Origin of the sequence: Roseibium album (assembly GCF_965233825.1) — a bacterium.
Lineage (GTDB): Bacteria > Pseudomonadota > Alphaproteobacteria > Rhizobiales > Stappiaceae > Roseibium > Roseibium album.
The window spans coordinates 984,869-999,979 of sequence record NZ_OZ247583.1; the positions used below are offsets into that span (position 1 = coordinate 984,869).

Sequence of the window (15,111 nt, forward strand, 5' to 3'; positions counted from 1 at the left end):
AGCAAACATGGCTTACAGGATGCCGCGCGCCGCGTATGCGGACATGTACGGACCGACAACCGGTGACAGGCTGCGTCTTGCCGATACCGATCTCGTCATCGAAGTCGAAAAGGATTTCACCAACTATGGCGAGGAAGTGAAATTCGGCGGTGGCAAGGTGATCCGTGATGGTATGGGCCAGTCACAGGCACCGCGCAGCGCCGGCGCTGTCGACACGGTGATCACAAACGCGCTGATCGTGGACCATTGGGGTATCGTCAAGGCTGATGTCGGGCTGAAGGATGGCCGCATTGTCGGTATCGGCAAGGCGGGCAACCCGGATGTTCAGCCGGATGTCGACATCGTCGTCGGGCCCGGGACGGAAGCCATAGCCGGGGAGGGCAAGATCCTGACCGCCGGGGCGCTCGACGTTCACATCCATTTCATCTGCCCGCAGCAGATCGAAGAAGCCCTGATGTCAGGTGTGACGACCATGCTGGGGGGCGGTACGGGACCAGCGACCGGCACAAACGCAACAACCTGCACGCCGGGGCCCTGGCATATCACCAGGATGCTGCAATCGGCGGACAGTTTTCCGATGAACCTCGCCTTTGCTGGCAAGGGCAACGCATCCTTGCCCGCGGCACTTGAAGAACAGATCATGGCCGGTGCCGCCGCCTTGAAGCTGCACGAGGACTGGGGCACGACACCGGCTGCCATTGATACCTGTCTTTCGGTCGCGGACGAATATGACGTCCAGGTGATGATCCACACCGACACACTGAACGAGTCCGGCTTTGTTGAAAACACCACCGCGGCCTTCAGGAACCGCACGATCCATGCCTTCCACACCGAGGGCGCCGGCGGTGGCCACGCTCCGGATATCATCAAGGTCTGCGGCGAGATGAATGTTCTGCCGTCATCGACCAACCCGACCCGGCCCTACACGGTCAACACGCTTGAAGAACATCTCGACATGCTGATGGTCTGTCACCATCTGGACAGTTCGATCCCTGAAGACGTTGCCTTTGCCGAGAGCCGTATCCGCAAGGAAACGATCGCGGCCGAGGACATTCTCCACGACATGGGTGCCTTTTCGATCATTGCTTCGGACAGCCAGGCCATGGGCCGTGTCGGAGAGGTGATTATCCGAACCCTGCAGACCGCGCACAAAATGAAGGTTCAACGGGGCCGTCTGCCGGAAGAGGCCGGCGAAAATGACAATTTCCGCGTCAGGCGCTACATGGCCAAGATGACCATCAATCCCGCGATCGCACATGGTCTTGACCAGCATGTCGGATCGGTCGAGATCGGCAAGCTCGCGGACCTGGTGCTCTGGGATCCGAAATTCTTCGGTGTCAAGCCGGACATGGTTCTGAAACTGGGTACGATCGCAGCCGCTCCCATGGGTGATCCGAACGCATCCATTCCGACACCGCAACCGGTGCACTACCGGCCTATGTTCGGCGCTTTCGGCAAGGCAATGACCGAAAGTCGCGTGACATTCGTTTCCCAGGCGGCCTACGACACGGGCGTTGCGGAAAAGGCCGGTCTGGACAGCCTCGTCCTGCCCGTCAAGAACGTGCGCGGCGGTATCAGCAAGAAGTCCATGGTCCTCAACGATGCGACGCCCGATATCGACGTTCATCCCGAAACCTACGAAGTCCGGGCCAACGGCGAATTGCTAACCTGTGAACCTGCAGATGTCCTGCCGATGGCACAGCGCTATTTCCTGTTTTGAACCCGATGCGCTGCTGAAGGAGCCAAAATCAGGATTGGCCTGAAATGCACTTAAGCTGAAGAAAACAGGATTAGACCCAAAACACCTTGGTGAAACCAGGGGGCCGGATCGAAAATGGGAGATGCAAAGGAATGTACAAGATCGTCGGATTTCCGCGCACGCGCGCGATGCGTGTCATGTGGTTGCTGGAGGAGTTGGGCGAAGCCTACGAGGTGGATCCGGCAATGCCGCAATCCGATGCCGCCCGGGCACTCAACCCGAGTGGCAAGGTGCCGATACTGGTCGACGGCGACAGCGCCATCACCGAATCCGTCGCGATCTGCACCTACCTTGCCGACAAGCACGGCCAATTTACCTTTCCTGCCGGAACCCTTGAGCGTGCGCGCCAGGATAGCTTCACCCAGTTCGGAGTGGATGTTCTGGAAGGAGCCCTTTGGACGGCCGCAAAAAACACGTTCATCCTGCCGGAGGAAATCCGTGTCCCTGCAGTCAAGGATGTCTGCAGGATGGAATTCCAGCGCGGTCTGGAAGTCCTCGAGCAGCGGCTTGGCGCTGGTCCTTACGTGATGGGCGAGACATTCACGATCGCGGACATCATAATCGGTCATTGTTCCGGTTGGGCGGTTTTCGCCAAATTCGACCTGCCGAAGGAAGGACCGGTTTACGAATACCTGAAGCGCCTCAGGGAGCGCCCGGCCTTCAAGTCAATGATGGCAAAGGTTGAAGCGGCACAATGATCCGGGTTCTGGCTATTCATCGCACCCGGGACTGGCAAGGTGACCCTGTGGACCGGGTCACCCTCGACCTGGATGACAGATACCGCCGGCGGGCGGTTCTGACGGGTGCGGGCGGCCTCACGTTCCTGCTCGACCAGCCCAGCGCGGTTCACCTTCACCACGGTGACGGCCTCGAACTGGAGGACGGACGGATAGTCGAAGTACTGGCCGAGCCGGAAGACCTTGTCGAAATCGAAGCCGGGGATATTGCCCATCTCGTGAGGATCGCGTGGCATCTCGGCAACCGGCACCTGCCGACCCAGTTGCTTGGCGAAACGCTGCGGATCCGACGAGACCACGTCATTGAGGAAATGGTGTCCAGGCTCGGAGGACGGCTGACACCTGTAAGCGCCGCATTCGACCCGGAAGGGGGCGCCTATGGTCATGGCCGCACCGAAGGTCACGTTCATGGGCACGGTCACGGGCACCATCACCACGGCGGGCAAACATCCGCCCATGAATGACATCGTTTCACCCGCAGCGCTCTACCGTCTGATGACCTTCCTTTCTCCGGCCTTTCCCGTCGGGGCGTTCAGTTACAGCCACGGACTGGAACAGGTGATCGAACAGGGCGGGGTGAAGGACGCCGCAGAGCTCGAAGACTGGCTCTCCGGTATCTTGCGATATGGCGCTGGACGGAACGATGCGATCCTCCTGAAGGAAACGCTCCTGGCCGGACAGGAGGGGGATGCGTCGTCGGTGATTGAATTGCGGGAACTTGGACTTGCCCTCCAACCCTCCCGTGAAAGGCATCTGGAAACCAGCGCGCAAGGCACGGCCTTCATGCAGACGGTTGCGAAAAGCTGGCCTCCGGACGCCGGTACAACGGCTGGAAAACTGTTTCGGGATCTGGTCGCCGCCGACCATGATCCCTGGCCCTATCCCGTCGCGTTCGGTCTCGTCTGTGCAGCGCACGCCATCCCGGTCAAGGCGGCAGCGACGTCCTTTCTTCAGGCTTTTGTCGCCAATATCGTTTCCGCGGCCATCCGCGCAGTTCCCATCGGGCAGAATGACGGACAAAGAACGATCGCCGGTCTGGAGCCGGTTGTTTTTGAAGTTTCCGAGACCGCACTCCGTTCGGGACTGGACGATCTCGGCAGTTCCGCCTTTCTCGCAGACATCGCCTCCATGGCACATGAAATCCAGTATTCGAGGTTGTTCCGCTCATGAGTTTTCAAAACGGTCCCCTGCGCGTCGGCATTGGTGGCCCGGTCGGCTCCGGCAAAACCACCCTGACTGATCGCCTTTGCAAGGCAATGCGCGATGACTATTCGCTCGCCGTCATTACCAACGACATCTACACACGAGAGGATGCCGAAGCCCTGATGCGCTCCCAGGCTCTCACAAGCGACCGGATTCGCGGTGTCGAAACCGGGGGATGCCCACACACCGCCATCCGCGAGGACGCATCGATCAACCTCGCCGCAATTGATGATCTGACCAGGGCGATACCGGACCTTGATCTGGTTCTGATCGAATCCGGCGGCGATAATCTCGCAGCTACCTTCTCCCCGGAACTCGCCGATCTGACGATCTACGTCATCGACGTGGCGGCAGGCGAGGAAATCCCGCGAAAGGGTGGCCCGGGCATTACCAGGTCGGATCTTCTTGTCATCAACAAGACCGACCTTGCACCCCATGTCGGAGCGGATCTCGACGTCATGGACAGGGATGCATCAAGGATGCGCAAGAGCAGGCCATTTGTCTTTGCAAACATGAAGGCCGGTGACGGACTCGCCCCGGTGGTCAGTTTTGTTGTTGAAAGAGGCGGCCTGGAGGCCCGGACAGGCAGAAACTAGTCCGTTCCGGAACAACGCTTTGCTTGATCTTTTTGGCGTTTACGACCAACCTGCCCTCGGAAAAGTACGGAGGGCGGACCCATGATGTTTGACGGCGTGAACCTGATTGCCGTGGCTGCAGCGGCCATCGCATCCTTCATCTTCGGGTCGGTCTGGTACGGCGTGCTTGGCAAGGCCTGGATGAAGGCGGCCAGCCTGACGGAAGAGCAGACGAAACCGGATCCCGTGACACTCGGGCTTACATTTGTCTGTCAGATCGTGATGGCATTCGTCTTTGCGGGAATCGTCTACCACACGGGTGAAACAACAATCCGCGCCGGGATTATTTCCGCACTGATGATCTGGGTTGGCATCATCATGACAACGCAAATCATCAACCATCGGTTCCAGGGAAAGCCGTGGAGCCTGACTTTTATCGATGGCGGGCACTGGCTGGGTGTCATTCTGGTGCAGGGCATTGTAATAGGTTGGTTCGGATCCTGAAGGCCTTGCCGCCGACGGTGCCTGTCGTAATTCACTACGTATTTGAACGCATTAGACCAAGGACTCGGCGACTAAAGGACTAAAGTTTGGTTCTGGACGCCCAAGGGGGCCATACGCATAATGGCACCCGGAAAATAAAGTCGGCTTCTGGGGGGAATAGATCCAAAGCCGGCCAATTTCGGTTTCGGGAGGTTCTCAATAATGTCTGACTCTGTTTTTCCCGTTCCTGCGGAGGTAGCCGCACGGGCGCATGTCGACAATGCCAAGTATCTGGAGATGTATGAGCGCTCCGTGGAAGATCCTGACGGCTTCTGGGGTGAGCACGGCAAACGGGTCGACTGGATCAAGCCTTACTCGAAGGTCAAGAACACCTCGTATGACTATCACAACGTCTCGATCAAATGGTTCGAGGATGGAACGCTCAATGTCGCGGCCAATTGTGTCGACCGGCATCTGGAAAAGCGCGGTGATCAACCGGCGATCATCTGGGAAGGTGATGATCCGGGCGAGCACAAGGTCATCACGTACAACGAACTCTCCCGGGAAGTGAACAGGTTTGCCAACGTCCTGCACGGGCAGGGCGTGAAGAAGGGCGATCGCGTCACCATCTACATGCCGATGATCCCGGAGGCGGCTTACGCGATGCTAGCCTGCGCCCGCATCGGCGCTGTTCATTCCATTGTTTTCGGCGGCTTTTCACCGGACAGTCTCGCCCAGCGCATCGACGGCTGCAAATCGGACTGTATCGTCACCGCTGACGAAGGGCTTCGCGGTGGGCGCAAGGTGCCGTTGAAAGCCAATGTCGACAGGGCGGCCGAGAAGGCTCCCGTCAAGTCCGTGATCGTGGTCAGGCGTACGGGCGGCGACATCTCCATGCAGGACGGACGTGATGTCTGGTACCATGAAGAGGCGGCACGTGTATCCGACCAGTGCGAACCGGTGGAAATGAACGCGGAAGATCCGCTGTTCATCCTTTACACGTCCGGGTCGACAGGCCAGCCGAAAGGTGTACTGCACACGACCGGCGGCTACCTTGTTTACGCCTCCATGACCCATGAATACGTCTTCGACTATCATGAAGGTGATGTCTACTGGTGTACCGCGGATGTGGGCTGGGTGACCGGACACAGCTACATTGTCTACGGTCCGCTGGCCAACGGGGCGACCACGCTGATGTTTGAAGGCGTCCCGACCTATCCGGGACCGGGCCGGTTCTGGGAAGTCTGCGACAAGCACAACGTCAATATCTTCTACACGGCTCCGACAGCAATCCGTGCGCTGATGGGTGCGGGCGACGACCATGTCACCAAGACCTCGCGCAAATCATTGCGCCTGCTTGGATCCGTTGGCGAGCCGATCAACCCTGAAGCCTGGACCTGGTACCATAATGTCGTTGGCGAAGGCCGTTGCCCGATCGTCGATACCTGGTGGCAGACGGAGACCGGCGGCATCCTCATCACGCCGCTTCCAGGTGCGACGGCGCTGAAGCCAGGTTCTGCAACAAGGCCTTTCTTCGGGGTTCAGCCTGCCATCGTCGATGCGGAAGGCAAGTTCCAGGAAGGTGCGACGGAAGGCAACCTTGTCATCAAGGATAGCTGGCCAGGTCAGATGCGGACGGTCTATGGCGACCATGAACGCTTCGTCCAGACCTATTTTGCCACTTACAAGGGGCTTTACTTCACCGGCGACGGCTGTCGGCGCGACGACGACGGTTACTACTGGATCACCGGGCGGGTCGACGATGTCATCAACGTTTCCGGTCATCGCATGGGCACAGCGGAAGTCGAAAGCGCGCTTGTCGCACATTCGAAAGTTTCCGAGGCTGCCGTTGTCGGCTATCCGCACGATATCAAGGGGCAGGGCATCTACGCCTATGTCACGCTGATGGAAGGCGAGGAACCGACGGACGAATTGAAAAAGGAACTGGTCAGGCACGTGCGCGCGGAAATCGGACCGATCGCGTCTCCAGACCTGATTCAGTTCTCTCCAGGCCTGCCGAAAACACGTTCAGGCAAGATCATGCGCCGCATTCTGCGCAAGATCGCCGAGGACAGCTTCGACAATCTTGGCGACACATCGACACTGGCCGATCCGGCCGTTGTCGACGATCTGATTGACAATCGTCAGAACCGCGGTTGACCTGACAAATCCCCAACAAAAAAGCCCGCCGATCGGCGGGCTTTTCTCTTGTCCTCACCTATCGTTATTGCGACAGGTAAACCTGCTGGATTTTCTTCGCAATGTTGGAGAAGGCGGCAATCAGATCGTCTGCGGACGTTGCGACATAGTACTTGTCCGGATCGGCGCACTCTCTCATTACCCGGGCCTGACTCGAAGTCGTCGCAGTCCCGAAATAGACCGTATAAATCGTGACACCGGCGTTTTTCATTGCGCTACAAAGAGAAAGGGCCCGCTGTGAGGATTTTCCCGAATAGCCCGAGCTCCGTTTCTCGACCCAGTAATCATTCGTCCCGTCCAGGCAAGTTCCGTCATACCTGACGCCTTTATACTCGTAATTTTGGCATTGAGTCTTCGTCCAGGTTACTTTCTCGTAGCGTGTATTGAAGGCCCCGTCGGTCATGATCAGGGCAAACTTCAACACTTCGGTATTCGAGTATTCGGCTGGCGCTGATTCCGTCGGCCAGAGATCTTTCCAGTTGGGGGAAAGTGTGTACCAGCCGACACCAATGCCAGTATGACCGGCTGTATAGCCGTCCGTTTCGAGATCGCCTATCGCGGTCATTAACGTGGACCGGTCGTCCGTCAGCGGTTGCAGCACGGAATCGGAGCACTCCGCGGCCCGGTAGGTTCCAGACCCGTTCCCGAGCGGTTCAACGGTATAGCTTGCATCTGTGTACTGTTCGCCGCCAGTCCGCTCCGTAGCACATCTTGTACTATACCCATTGGTCGCTGCCGAAGCGTAGCTGTCCATGTTGACACCGACACTGTAAGGCACCAGCGAGATCTTGACCTTGCTTTCGGTCGAACCGTCCGGGATAAGGATATTGACCACCGATTCTGCTGCGTCTTTGAGATCGGAGAGTGCCCAGCCCATGGAACCGGTCACATCAACCACCATTGCCATTTCAATGTCGAACCGGGAAAAGGTTACCTGTGAGTTGGTACCGAACGTGAACGTTTCCGGCCCGAAGGCTTGTTTGCCGTAACCACCGAAATCGATGAACATGTTGTCCATGGTCGCCGCCGATGTGACGGTAACCCGACCGTTTTCGCTGTCGACAACGAAGGAAAGGTTATCGATCGCTTCGTCGAGGAAATCGGCGTCTGACATATTTCCCTTGAAGGAATCCGTGATGACTTTCTGGATTTCCGCGTCGGTCAAGGCCTGGGTCGACAATTGCGTCGCGGCGGCAAGCGCCGCAGCGTCGAGCGCGTAGGAAAGTTTTTCGCGCGCGTTCACGACCCGCGATACGTCGACCGCGGCACCGGCCATCACGATGATGATGACCAACATGATCCCGAAGATCGGGATAATCGCTCCCTCCCGTTCGCTGCGCAAACGAACGGCCAGGTTCCGGATAGAAAGAATAGGTTGCTTTAACATGACTGCCTCACAGCTCTCATGAGACAGTTATTACAGAAAAGTACCTAAATTCTTAAATGAACCCTTTAAAACGGGTAAAATAAGTCTTAACGCAACTGAATAAAAAGACAATGTGAATGCACGGACAAGGCAGATTTGCTTTCCGGTCAACCGAACACGATGCGCTCTACGGTTCGAGTTCTGTATCCCAATACAGGAAATCCATCCAGCTCTCGTGCAGGTAATTTGGCGGAAAACCCCTGCCGTTGTTGTGCAGATCCTGGATTGTCGGCCGAAAGGGCATGTGCATCGGCCACATGTTCAACTGTTCGCAGGACTTGTTGGATTTGCGCAGGTTACAGGGTGAGCAGGCGGTGATCACATTCTCCCAGGTCGTCAGGCCACCTTTTGAACGGGGAATGAGGTGATCGAAGGTCAGTTCGTATTTGGAGCTGCAATACTGGCACTGAAATTTATCGCGGAGAAAGACGTTGAAGCGGGTAAATGCGGGGTAACGGCTTGGTTTCACAAAAGTCTTGAGCGAGACAACGCTAGGCAATCGGAATTCGAAGCTCGGACTTCGGACCGCCGCATCATACTCTGCAACTATGTTGACCCGATCCAGGAACACCGCCTTTATGGTGTCCTGCCACGACCACAAAGACAATGGATAGTAACTCAAAGGCCGGTAGTCCGCATTGAGCACCAACGCCGGATGGGCTCCAGACGAAACCGCTATTGTCACCTTCCGCTCCTCACACCTGCTCGGAATGTCCTGCGCCCGGTCAATCGGACAGCGGAACATGTCCTTTTGTGACAGGAGTATTGTAGTGCCGAGGTGACAGTCTTGTGAAGCCCGTCAAAGTCATTTCTGATTGAGGTTGTTGAAAGGCTTTTTCTGGCAAAGGATTTTTCTTAAATCTATGAATCAGTTGCCTGATATCAATTGCACCTGCGTTATGTCGACAAATTTACGTGCTCCACGAAAAAGGGCGCCCGAAGACGCCCTTTGAATTGCCGGAATTATTGATTGGCGTGGATACGAATCAATTCACCGTCCAGTTGCGAATATCAACGAAATGACCGGCGATCGCCGCTGCGGCAGCCATAGCCGGCGAAACAAGGTGGGTACGGCCCTTATGTCCTTGCCTGCCCTCGAAATTCCGGTTCGAAGTTGAAGCGCAGCGCTCACCAGGCTTAAGCTTGTCGGCATTCATTGCCAGGCACATGGAGCATCCAGGTTCACGCCAGTCAAATCCGGCTTCCTTGAAGATCACATCAAGGCCTTCTTCCTCAGCCTGTTCCTTCACGAGACCTGAGCCCGGAACAACCATGGCATCGACATGCGCCGCCACCTTGTGGTTCCCGATGACAGCCGCGGCCGCACGCAGGTCTTCGATTCGACCGTTGGTGCACGAACCGATGAATGCACGATCGATCTTGATGTCGGTGATTTTTGTGCCCGGCTCAAGACCCATGTAGTCCAGCGCGCGCTTCTTGGAGTCGCGTCGGTTTTCATCCTCGATCTGCTCTGGATCCGGCACAACCCCTTCCACTGAAACCACATCTTCCGGAGAGGAGCCCCAGGAAACGATCGGCGGCAGGTTTGCGGCGTCCAGCTCGACAATCTTGTCGAAATAGGCATCCGCGTCCGAATGCAGCGTGTGCCAGTAGGCCATCGCCATATCCCAGGCTTCGCCCTTTGGAGCCTTCGGACGGCCCTTGACGTATTCAAAGGTGATCTCGTCCGGAGCGATGAGTCCGGCGCGTGCGCCGGCTTCGATCGACATGTTACAGACGGTCATCCGTCCTTCCATGGACAGCGACCGGATCGCATCACCCGAATATTCAATGACGTAGCCCGTCCCGCCTGCGGTGCCGATCTTGCCGATGATTGCCAGAACGATGTCCTTTGCGGTGACACCTTCCGGGACATCACCATTGACCTTGACCAGCATGTTCTTGGCTTTTTTCTGGATCAGGGTCTGGGTCGCAAGGACATGCTCGACCTCGGACGTTCCGATGCCGTGTGCAAGTGACCCGAACGCACCGTGCGTGGACGTGTGGCTGTCGCCGCAGACAATGGTCATTCCCGGCAGCGTAAAGCCCTGTTCCGGACCGACGATATGAACGACACCCTGGCGCATATCCAGTTCGGAATAGTATTCAACTCCGAATTCGGCTGCGTTCTTGGCAAGAGTATCCACCTGCAATGCAGACTCCGGATCGTCGATCCCGTCGCGCCGGTCGGTTGTCGGAACGTTATGGTCGACGACGGCCAGGGTCTTCAGCGGGCTGCGCACCTTGCGGCCATGCATCCGCAGTCCTTCGAAGGCCTGCGGGCTGGTGACTTCATGCACCAGGTGACGGTCTATGTAGAGCAGGCCGGTTCCGTCCGGCTGCATGTCGACCACGTGGTCGTCCCAGATCTTGTCGTAAAGCGTGCGAGCCTTCGCCATGGGTCTCTCCTCATTCACGCCGGTTCCAGTTGCGCCTGCGTCCCGGCACCTGCTTCCGGCATCGTCTTCCTTCGCTGACAGGTGCAGCAAGGATTGTTGCAAAATTCTGGCTAGTGAATGGCGCAGCCACGCCTCAAGGTCAAGTTCTGGCGGGTTGAGCTGAATTCAACTGAGATTGATTGCCATGATTTCATACAAAAAAGGCGGTCGCAGGGACCGCCTTTCAATCGTATTCGCCAACTCGGCTTATTCAGCAGCGCTCTCTGCAGCTTCCTGCTGGGCCTTCTTGGCTTCCGCCTTGGCAACCTTGACAGCGGCAGCTTCCGCGCGCGCTTCCTCGTTGAGGCGCTTGGAGCGAACATTGGTGTTTTCGGTAATCCGGGCGGACTTACCGCGGCGATCACGCAGGTAGTAGAGTTTCGCGCGGCGAACCTTGCCGCGGCGGACAACTTCAACACCCTCGAGCATCGGGGAGTAGATCGGGAAGACACGTTCAACGCCTTCGCCATAAGAGATCTTGCGAACCGTGAAGCTCTCGTTGATGCCGCCGCCGGAACGGGCAATGCAGACACCTTCATAAGCCTGTGTACGGGTACGGCTACCTTCGGTGACCTTTACGTTAACGCGAACCGTGTCACCTGGTGAAAATTCGGGAAGCTTGCGTTGAGCTTCGATCTTCGCCATTTCCTCAGCATTGAGCTGCTCGATTATGTTCATGGCATATTTCCCTTTTCAATTACAAAGCGGTCAGAGCGTTTTCCGGTTAAGGCCGGAAACGTGTTCACCAGCTTTGGGCCATGTTGCATATCAACCGGGATTAACGGGATTGAACCGAAACCGGTTCCGCCCTGCAGGTCGTTCAACAGAAATTGAACGCACCATCACCCAGCTTTCGCGGGCGTATATAGCAAAATCCGGAGTTTGTCATGTTGTTTTTGTTCGTCTGAAAATACCGTCTTGCAAGCTTCGCATCGAATTTCGGAGAATAAATTCAAGAGCTTTACGCCGACGTGGCTATGAGAGCGCCATTTCTACAGACAAATACGAGGCGGCCTATAACAACAAAAGCAGCGGCACAAGTGCCGCTGCTGATGCCTAGCATTGCCTAAAGTAATTCTTTCCCCATTTCACCAGTTCTTCACAACTGACAAAACAATTTTGGTTGCAATAACATTCTTATAGCACATTTGAAAAAAATTGTCACGATGGCATTTACGATATCTATAAAATAACGTTAATTGATATCGGTTAAATCTCAAGTTGCAAGCAACAGGATTCGTCACTTGGTAAACGATCACTCCAGTTTACTGCACAAAATCTACTCGGCTGCTTTGCTCGACGAGGGGCTTACTGGTGTGCTTTCGGATCTTGCAACCGCTTATCCGGATCTGCCAATTTCTTATCAGGCCCAATGCGTCTACCGGAACAAGGTTTACGACTGCGCCATGTTCAATCACGGCGAAGACGCCGAGTTCCGGCTAAACCATGCCGTCTCGCCAAATCCGTTTCCACCAATTGCGTTGCAATGCAATCCTTCGGATGTGGTTTTCACGGGGGATTTCATTTCCACCGCCGATGTCGAGAACACCGATTTTTACGATGAATTCCTGAAGGATCACGGCGAAATCAATCGTGCCTTTGGCGTGATACTGCATCGCGAAGGCGAGGATTCCGCGTTCGTGGCCGCCAACCTGCCCAGAAGAATGGGCCGGAAAGAAGAGGAACATGTCCGAAGTCTTTTCGGCTTTCTCAGGCCGCATCTGCAAAATGCCTTCGGGCTGCTCTTGGAACTTGCAAAACGGGACGCTGAACCCGCCAACCCGCAATTCTGGCTGGATCAGATTCCGACGGCCGCTCTGGTTGTTGAACCCGACGGCAGAATTCTGGATTTCAACCGACAGGCCGACAAAGTGCTGACAACCGGCAAAGCGTTGTTTATCGACCGGACTGTCCGTCTGGGCGCGCGCAGGCCTCAAATACAATCCGCTCTTCAGGCGGCTCTCGCAAAAGCGTCAGGATTATCCCTGCCAGTCGGGCCAATACCCCTGATGGACAACGGGCACCCAGGTCCCTTCTTTTTCGTCTTGCCTATCCAGCACAAAGACCAGCTTCACCCGGGGCTTGCACCTTTTCTGGCGCCAAGGCTTCCGCTGCTCGTCACGGTGTTCGATCCGGACGATGTCCCCAAATCATCTGTAAAAATACTCTCGACTGCATTCGGTTTGACCGATCGCGAAGCGCTGCTGGTTCAACAGCTGATCCTTGGTGTCTCGCTGAAACAGGCAGCGGAAAACTTGCAGATTTCGTATAATACGGCAAGAAATCATCTGGCGAGCGCGACGTCGAAAACCGGTGCCCATTCACAGGCCGATATCGTCCGGCGCGGCACGCAGCTCCTTGCAAAACTGGGAGACCAGGCTTCGGACAGGACCTAGTCCACGTCGTCTTCGTCCGCCATATAGGATTCCCAGAGATCCGGACGCCGTTCACGGGTCAGGCGCTCGGCCTCTGCCATCCGCCATTCGTGAATTTTCTGGTGGTTACCGGATGTCAGAACATCCGGAATCGGCATGTTCTCGAAGGCGGCCGGACGGGTGTAATGCGGATGTTCCAGCAATCCGGTCTCGAAACTCTCCGTATCCGCACTTTCGATATTGCCCATGACGCCCGGGATAAGCCTGACGATGGCGTCCAGCATCGTGATCGCCGCGACCTCGCCACCGGACAGGATATAGTCGCCGACGGAAACCTCCTCAAGTTCCCGGGAATCGATGACCCGCTGGTCAACACCCTCAAACCTGCCGCAGACAATAATGGCGCCCGGACCGGACGCAAGCTCATGTGCCCGTTCCTGCGTGAATGGGCGACCGCGAGGGCTCATCAAAAGCCGAGGACGCGGATCACCGGCAGGCGCCGCTGCATCGACTGCCATTGCGAGTATGTCTGCCCGCAACACCATCCCGGCGCCGCCACCGGCAGGCGTGTCGTCAACGCTTCGATGCTTGTCCGTGGCAAAATCCCGGATCTGGACCGTCTCGAGAGCCCAAAGCGCCCTGGCGAGCGCCCGCCCCGACAAGCTGTGGCCAAGCGGTCCTGGAAACATGTCCGGATAGAGCGAGAGGATCGTGGCTTTAAAGGGCATCAAGTGACCATTAACCCTGAAATTCGAAAGTTCCGCCTGTCCACCGGACAATAACGGCACGGAAAGATCTGATTAAGGCCCACCGGTCATGCTGGCAAGAGCGTTTCAATCAGGTCCATTGCCGTGTTTCAGTTTCCAGTTTTGCGTTTCAAGCTTCCCGCCATGATTCAGAGGCGGGTTGACCAGCACTATCTCGACATTTCGCTGAGCCGGATAGTACCGCTGGTTTCGCTGATGACATTCGGCATTCTGGTTGGCATGGTTTTCAAAACAGGCGTTGGTCATCCTTATGACAAGGTGATCCATATTGGTTTCTTCGCCCTGCTGACACTCTCCATTCACGCGCTGTTCTGTTGCCGTCTGCGAATTTCAGCGGTCGTTGCGTTCACGATGGGAATTGCTGGTGAAGTCGTGCAAGGCTTTCTGCCGCATCATGAAATGTCGATAGCTGACACGGTCGCAAACGGCATCGGGGTAGCCTTGATCGTCGCGCTGATCGCATTGCTGCGGTCCGAAGTCAGCCAGGCGGTTGATGACCATGACACCGAGGAAAACCTGAACCTCAACCGCATGGGCCTGGAGCCCGTCCCGGTGCGTTATTTTTCCGGAGAATCCTCGTCAGACGATCCCGGCGCGTCTTCGGAAAAGTAGTCGTCAGGCAAGTCCGCTTTCACAAACCCTTCCGCCATAGCGACCTCAGGCACGAATTCCTTCGTGAACGGGATGTAGAATGTCCTGCCTCGCTTCGGCCTGATCTCCAGAAGATCGCCGGCGCCGAAATCCTGAACCGCAACGATTTTCCCCAGTTGTGCACCGCTCTGGTCGATGACGCTCAGGTCGTTGAGGTCGGAATAGTAGAATTCGTCTTCATCAGGATCGGGAAACCGGTCACGGTCGACATAGAGTTCGACGCCGTTCAGTTCTTCCGCCTGGTTGCGGTCCTTCACCTGCTTGAACTTGGTGATCACGACCGTCTTCTGCACTCGCGCTTTTTCAACCTCGAAGGACCTTGATCCGTCCTTTGAGATCAGCACGCCGTAGTCGGTGAAAGAGAGCGGGTCGTCACCATAAGGCTTGACCCGCACTTCCCCGCGGATGCCGTGAGCGGCACCGATCTTGGCCATCAGGACTTTCTGACTGTCTGTTGAACTCATGTCAGCATGGGCCTTTGATGTATACCGGCGCCGT

Annotated in this window: 15 protein-coding genes; 9 read left to right on the forward strand and 6 right to left on the reverse strand. The window is 56.5% G+C overall.

Annotated elements, in window-relative coordinates; genetic code table 11:
• Positions 1–7 precede the first annotated feature (7 nt).
• The 7 genes from ureC (at position 8) to acs (ending at position 6,917) form a co-directional block, all read left to right on the forward strand.
• Positions 8–1,720 (forward strand): urease subunit alpha, encoded by a 1,713-nt coding sequence (gene ureC / locus ACO6TI_RS04640; RefSeq protein WP_422384444.1) that lies wholly within the window; start codon positions 8–10, stop codon positions 1,718–1,720.
• 131 nt (positions 1,721–1,851) lie between these two features.
• On the forward strand, positions 1,852–2,457 hold the full coding sequence (locus tag ACO6TI_RS04645) for a glutathione S-transferase family protein (RefSeq protein WP_196916850.1): 606 nt from the start codon (positions 1,852–1,854) through the stop codon (positions 2,455–2,457).
• Positions 2,454–2,960: an urease accessory protein UreE gene (locus tag ACO6TI_RS04650; RefSeq protein WP_055115224.1), complete on the forward strand. Its 507-nt coding sequence runs from the start codon at positions 2,454–2,456 to the stop codon at positions 2,958–2,960. The genes ACO6TI_RS04645 and ACO6TI_RS04650 overlap by 4 nt, the downstream gene beginning before the upstream one ends.
• Positions 2,881–3,666, forward strand: a complete 786-nt coding sequence (locus tag ACO6TI_RS04655) for an urease accessory protein UreF (protein WP_422384445.1) — start codon at positions 2,881–2,883, stop codon at positions 3,664–3,666. Before ACO6TI_RS04650 ends, ACO6TI_RS04655 begins: the two co-directional genes overlap by 80 nt.
• A complete protein-coding gene (ureG, locus tag ACO6TI_RS04660) occupies positions 3,663–4,295 on the forward strand; it encodes an urease accessory protein UreG (protein WP_108875716.1) in 633 nt (210 codons plus the stop codon). Before ACO6TI_RS04655 ends, ureG begins: the two co-directional genes overlap by 4 nt.
• Before the next feature lie 81 nt (positions 4,296–4,376).
• Complete coding sequence (locus tag ACO6TI_RS04665) at positions 4,377–4,778, forward strand: DUF1761 domain-containing protein (protein WP_055115230.1); 402 nt, start codon at positions 4,377–4,379, stop codon at positions 4,776–4,778.
• 201 nt (positions 4,779–4,979) lie between these two features.
• On the forward strand, positions 4,980–6,917 hold the full coding sequence (gene acs / locus ACO6TI_RS04670) for an acetate--CoA ligase (protein WP_108875717.1): 1,938 nt from the start codon (positions 4,980–4,982) through the stop codon (positions 6,915–6,917).
• Between the two features lie 64 nt (positions 6,918–6,981).
• On the opposite strand, the gene ACO6TI_RS04675 is transcribed toward acs, so the two are convergent.
• The 4 genes from ACO6TI_RS04675 to rplS all read right to left on the reverse strand — a co-directional run bounded on the left by ACO6TI_RS04675 (position 6,982) and on the right by rplS (position 11,498).
• Positions 6,982–8,343 carry a TadE/TadG family type IV pilus assembly protein gene (locus ACO6TI_RS04675; protein ID WP_082442512.1) on the reverse strand — a complete coding sequence of 454 codons (1,362 nt, stop codon included), beginning with the start codon at positions 8,341–8,343 and terminating at the stop codon, positions 6,982–6,984.
• A gap of 166 nt (positions 8,344–8,509) precedes the next feature.
• The gene (locus ACO6TI_RS04680; protein WP_029060721.1) at positions 8,510–9,067 is read right to left on the reverse strand and encodes an HNH endonuclease; all 558 of its coding nucleotides are present in this window, start codon (positions 9,065–9,067) and stop codon (positions 8,510–8,512) included.
• Positions 9,068–9,368: 301 nt separating this feature from the next.
• A complete protein-coding gene (gene leuC, locus ACO6TI_RS04685; RefSeq protein WP_422384446.1) occupies positions 9,369–10,781 on the reverse strand; it encodes a 3-isopropylmalate dehydratase large subunit in 1,413 nt (470 codons plus the stop codon).
• A 246-nt stretch (positions 10,782–11,027) separates the two neighbouring features.
• Positions 11,028–11,498 carry a 50S ribosomal protein L19 gene (rplS, locus tag ACO6TI_RS04690; RefSeq protein WP_104703197.1) on the reverse strand — a complete coding sequence of 157 codons (471 nt, stop codon included), beginning with the start codon at positions 11,496–11,498 and terminating at the stop codon, positions 11,028–11,030.
• 566 nt (positions 11,499–12,064) lie between these two features.
• On the opposite strand from rplS, the gene ACO6TI_RS04695 reads away from it, so the two are divergent.
• A complete protein-coding gene (locus tag ACO6TI_RS04695) occupies positions 12,065–13,216 on the forward strand; it encodes a LuxR C-terminal-related transcriptional regulator (RefSeq protein WP_422384447.1) in 1,152 nt (383 codons plus the stop codon).
• Here the strand turns inward: ACO6TI_RS04695 and trmD are convergent.
• Positions 13,213–13,923, reverse strand: coding sequence for a tRNA (guanosine(37)-N1)-methyltransferase TrmD (trmD, locus tag ACO6TI_RS04700; protein ID WP_422384448.1), 711 nt, complete (start codon positions 13,921–13,923; stop codon positions 13,213–13,215). The two genes, ACO6TI_RS04695 and trmD, sit on opposite strands and share 4 nt — an antisense overlap.
• A gap of 162 nt (positions 13,924–14,085) precedes the next feature.
• Here trmD and ACO6TI_RS04705 point away from each other — a divergent pair, with 162 nt between their 5' ends.
• Positions 14,086–14,574, forward strand: coding sequence for a hypothetical protein (locus tag ACO6TI_RS04705; RefSeq protein WP_209003629.1), 489 nt, complete (start codon positions 14,086–14,088; stop codon positions 14,572–14,574).
• On the opposite strand, the gene rimM is transcribed toward ACO6TI_RS04705, so the two are convergent.
• On the reverse strand, positions 14,520–15,077 hold the full coding sequence (rimM, locus tag ACO6TI_RS04710) for a ribosome maturation factor RimM (RefSeq protein WP_422384449.1): 558 nt from the start codon (positions 15,075–15,077) through the stop codon (positions 14,520–14,522). The genes ACO6TI_RS04705 and rimM overlap by 55 nt on opposite strands.
• Between the last annotated feature and the right edge of the window lie 34 nt (positions 15,078–15,111).

Excerpts from the sequence above, each read along its gene's own strand:
- ureC (WP_422384444.1), top strand. The coding sequence starts at position 8 with ATGGCTTACAGGATGCCGCGCGCCGCGTATGCGGACATGTACGGACCG.
- ACO6TI_RS04645 (WP_196916850.1), top strand. The coding sequence starts at position 1,852 with ATGTACAAGATCGTCGGATTTCCGCGCACGCGCGCGATGCGTGTCATG.
- ACO6TI_RS04650 (WP_055115224.1), top strand. The coding sequence starts at position 2,454 with ATGATCCGGGTTCTGGCTATTCATCGCACCCGGGACTGGCAAGGTGAC.
- ACO6TI_RS04655 (WP_422384445.1), top strand. The coding sequence starts at position 2,881 with ATGGCCGCACCGAAGGTCACGTTCATGGGCACGGTCACGGGCACCATC.
- ureG (WP_108875716.1), top strand. The coding sequence starts at position 3,663 with ATGAGTTTTCAAAACGGTCCCCTGCGCGTCGGCATTGGTGGCCCGGTC.
- ACO6TI_RS04665 (WP_055115230.1), top strand. The coding sequence starts at position 4,377 with ATGATGTTTGACGGCGTGAACCTGATTGCCGTGGCTGCAGCGGCCATC.
- acs (WP_108875717.1), top strand. The coding sequence starts at position 4,980 with ATGTCTGACTCTGTTTTTCCCGTTCCTGCGGAGGTAGCCGCACGGGCG.
- ACO6TI_RS04675 (WP_082442512.1), bottom strand. The coding sequence starts at position 8,343 with ATGTTAAAGCAACCTATTCTTTCTATCCGGAACCTGGCCGTTCGTTTG.
- leuC (WP_422384446.1), bottom strand. The coding sequence starts at position 10,781 with ATGGCGAAGGCTCGCACGCTTTACGACAAGATCTGGGACGACCACGTG.
- rplS (WP_104703197.1), bottom strand. The coding sequence starts at position 11,498 with ATGAACATAATCGAGCAGCTCAATGCTGAGGAAATGGCGAAGATCGAA.
- trmD (WP_422384448.1), bottom strand. The coding sequence starts at position 13,923 with ATGCCCTTTAAAGCCACGATCCTCTCGCTCTATCCGGACATGTTTCCA.
- ACO6TI_RS04705 (WP_209003629.1), top strand. The coding sequence starts at position 14,086 with ATGATTCAGAGGCGGGTTGACCAGCACTATCTCGACATTTCGCTGAGC.
- rimM (WP_422384449.1), bottom strand. The coding sequence starts at position 15,077 with ATGAGTTCAACAGACAGTCAGAAAGTCCTGATGGCCAAGATCGGTGCC.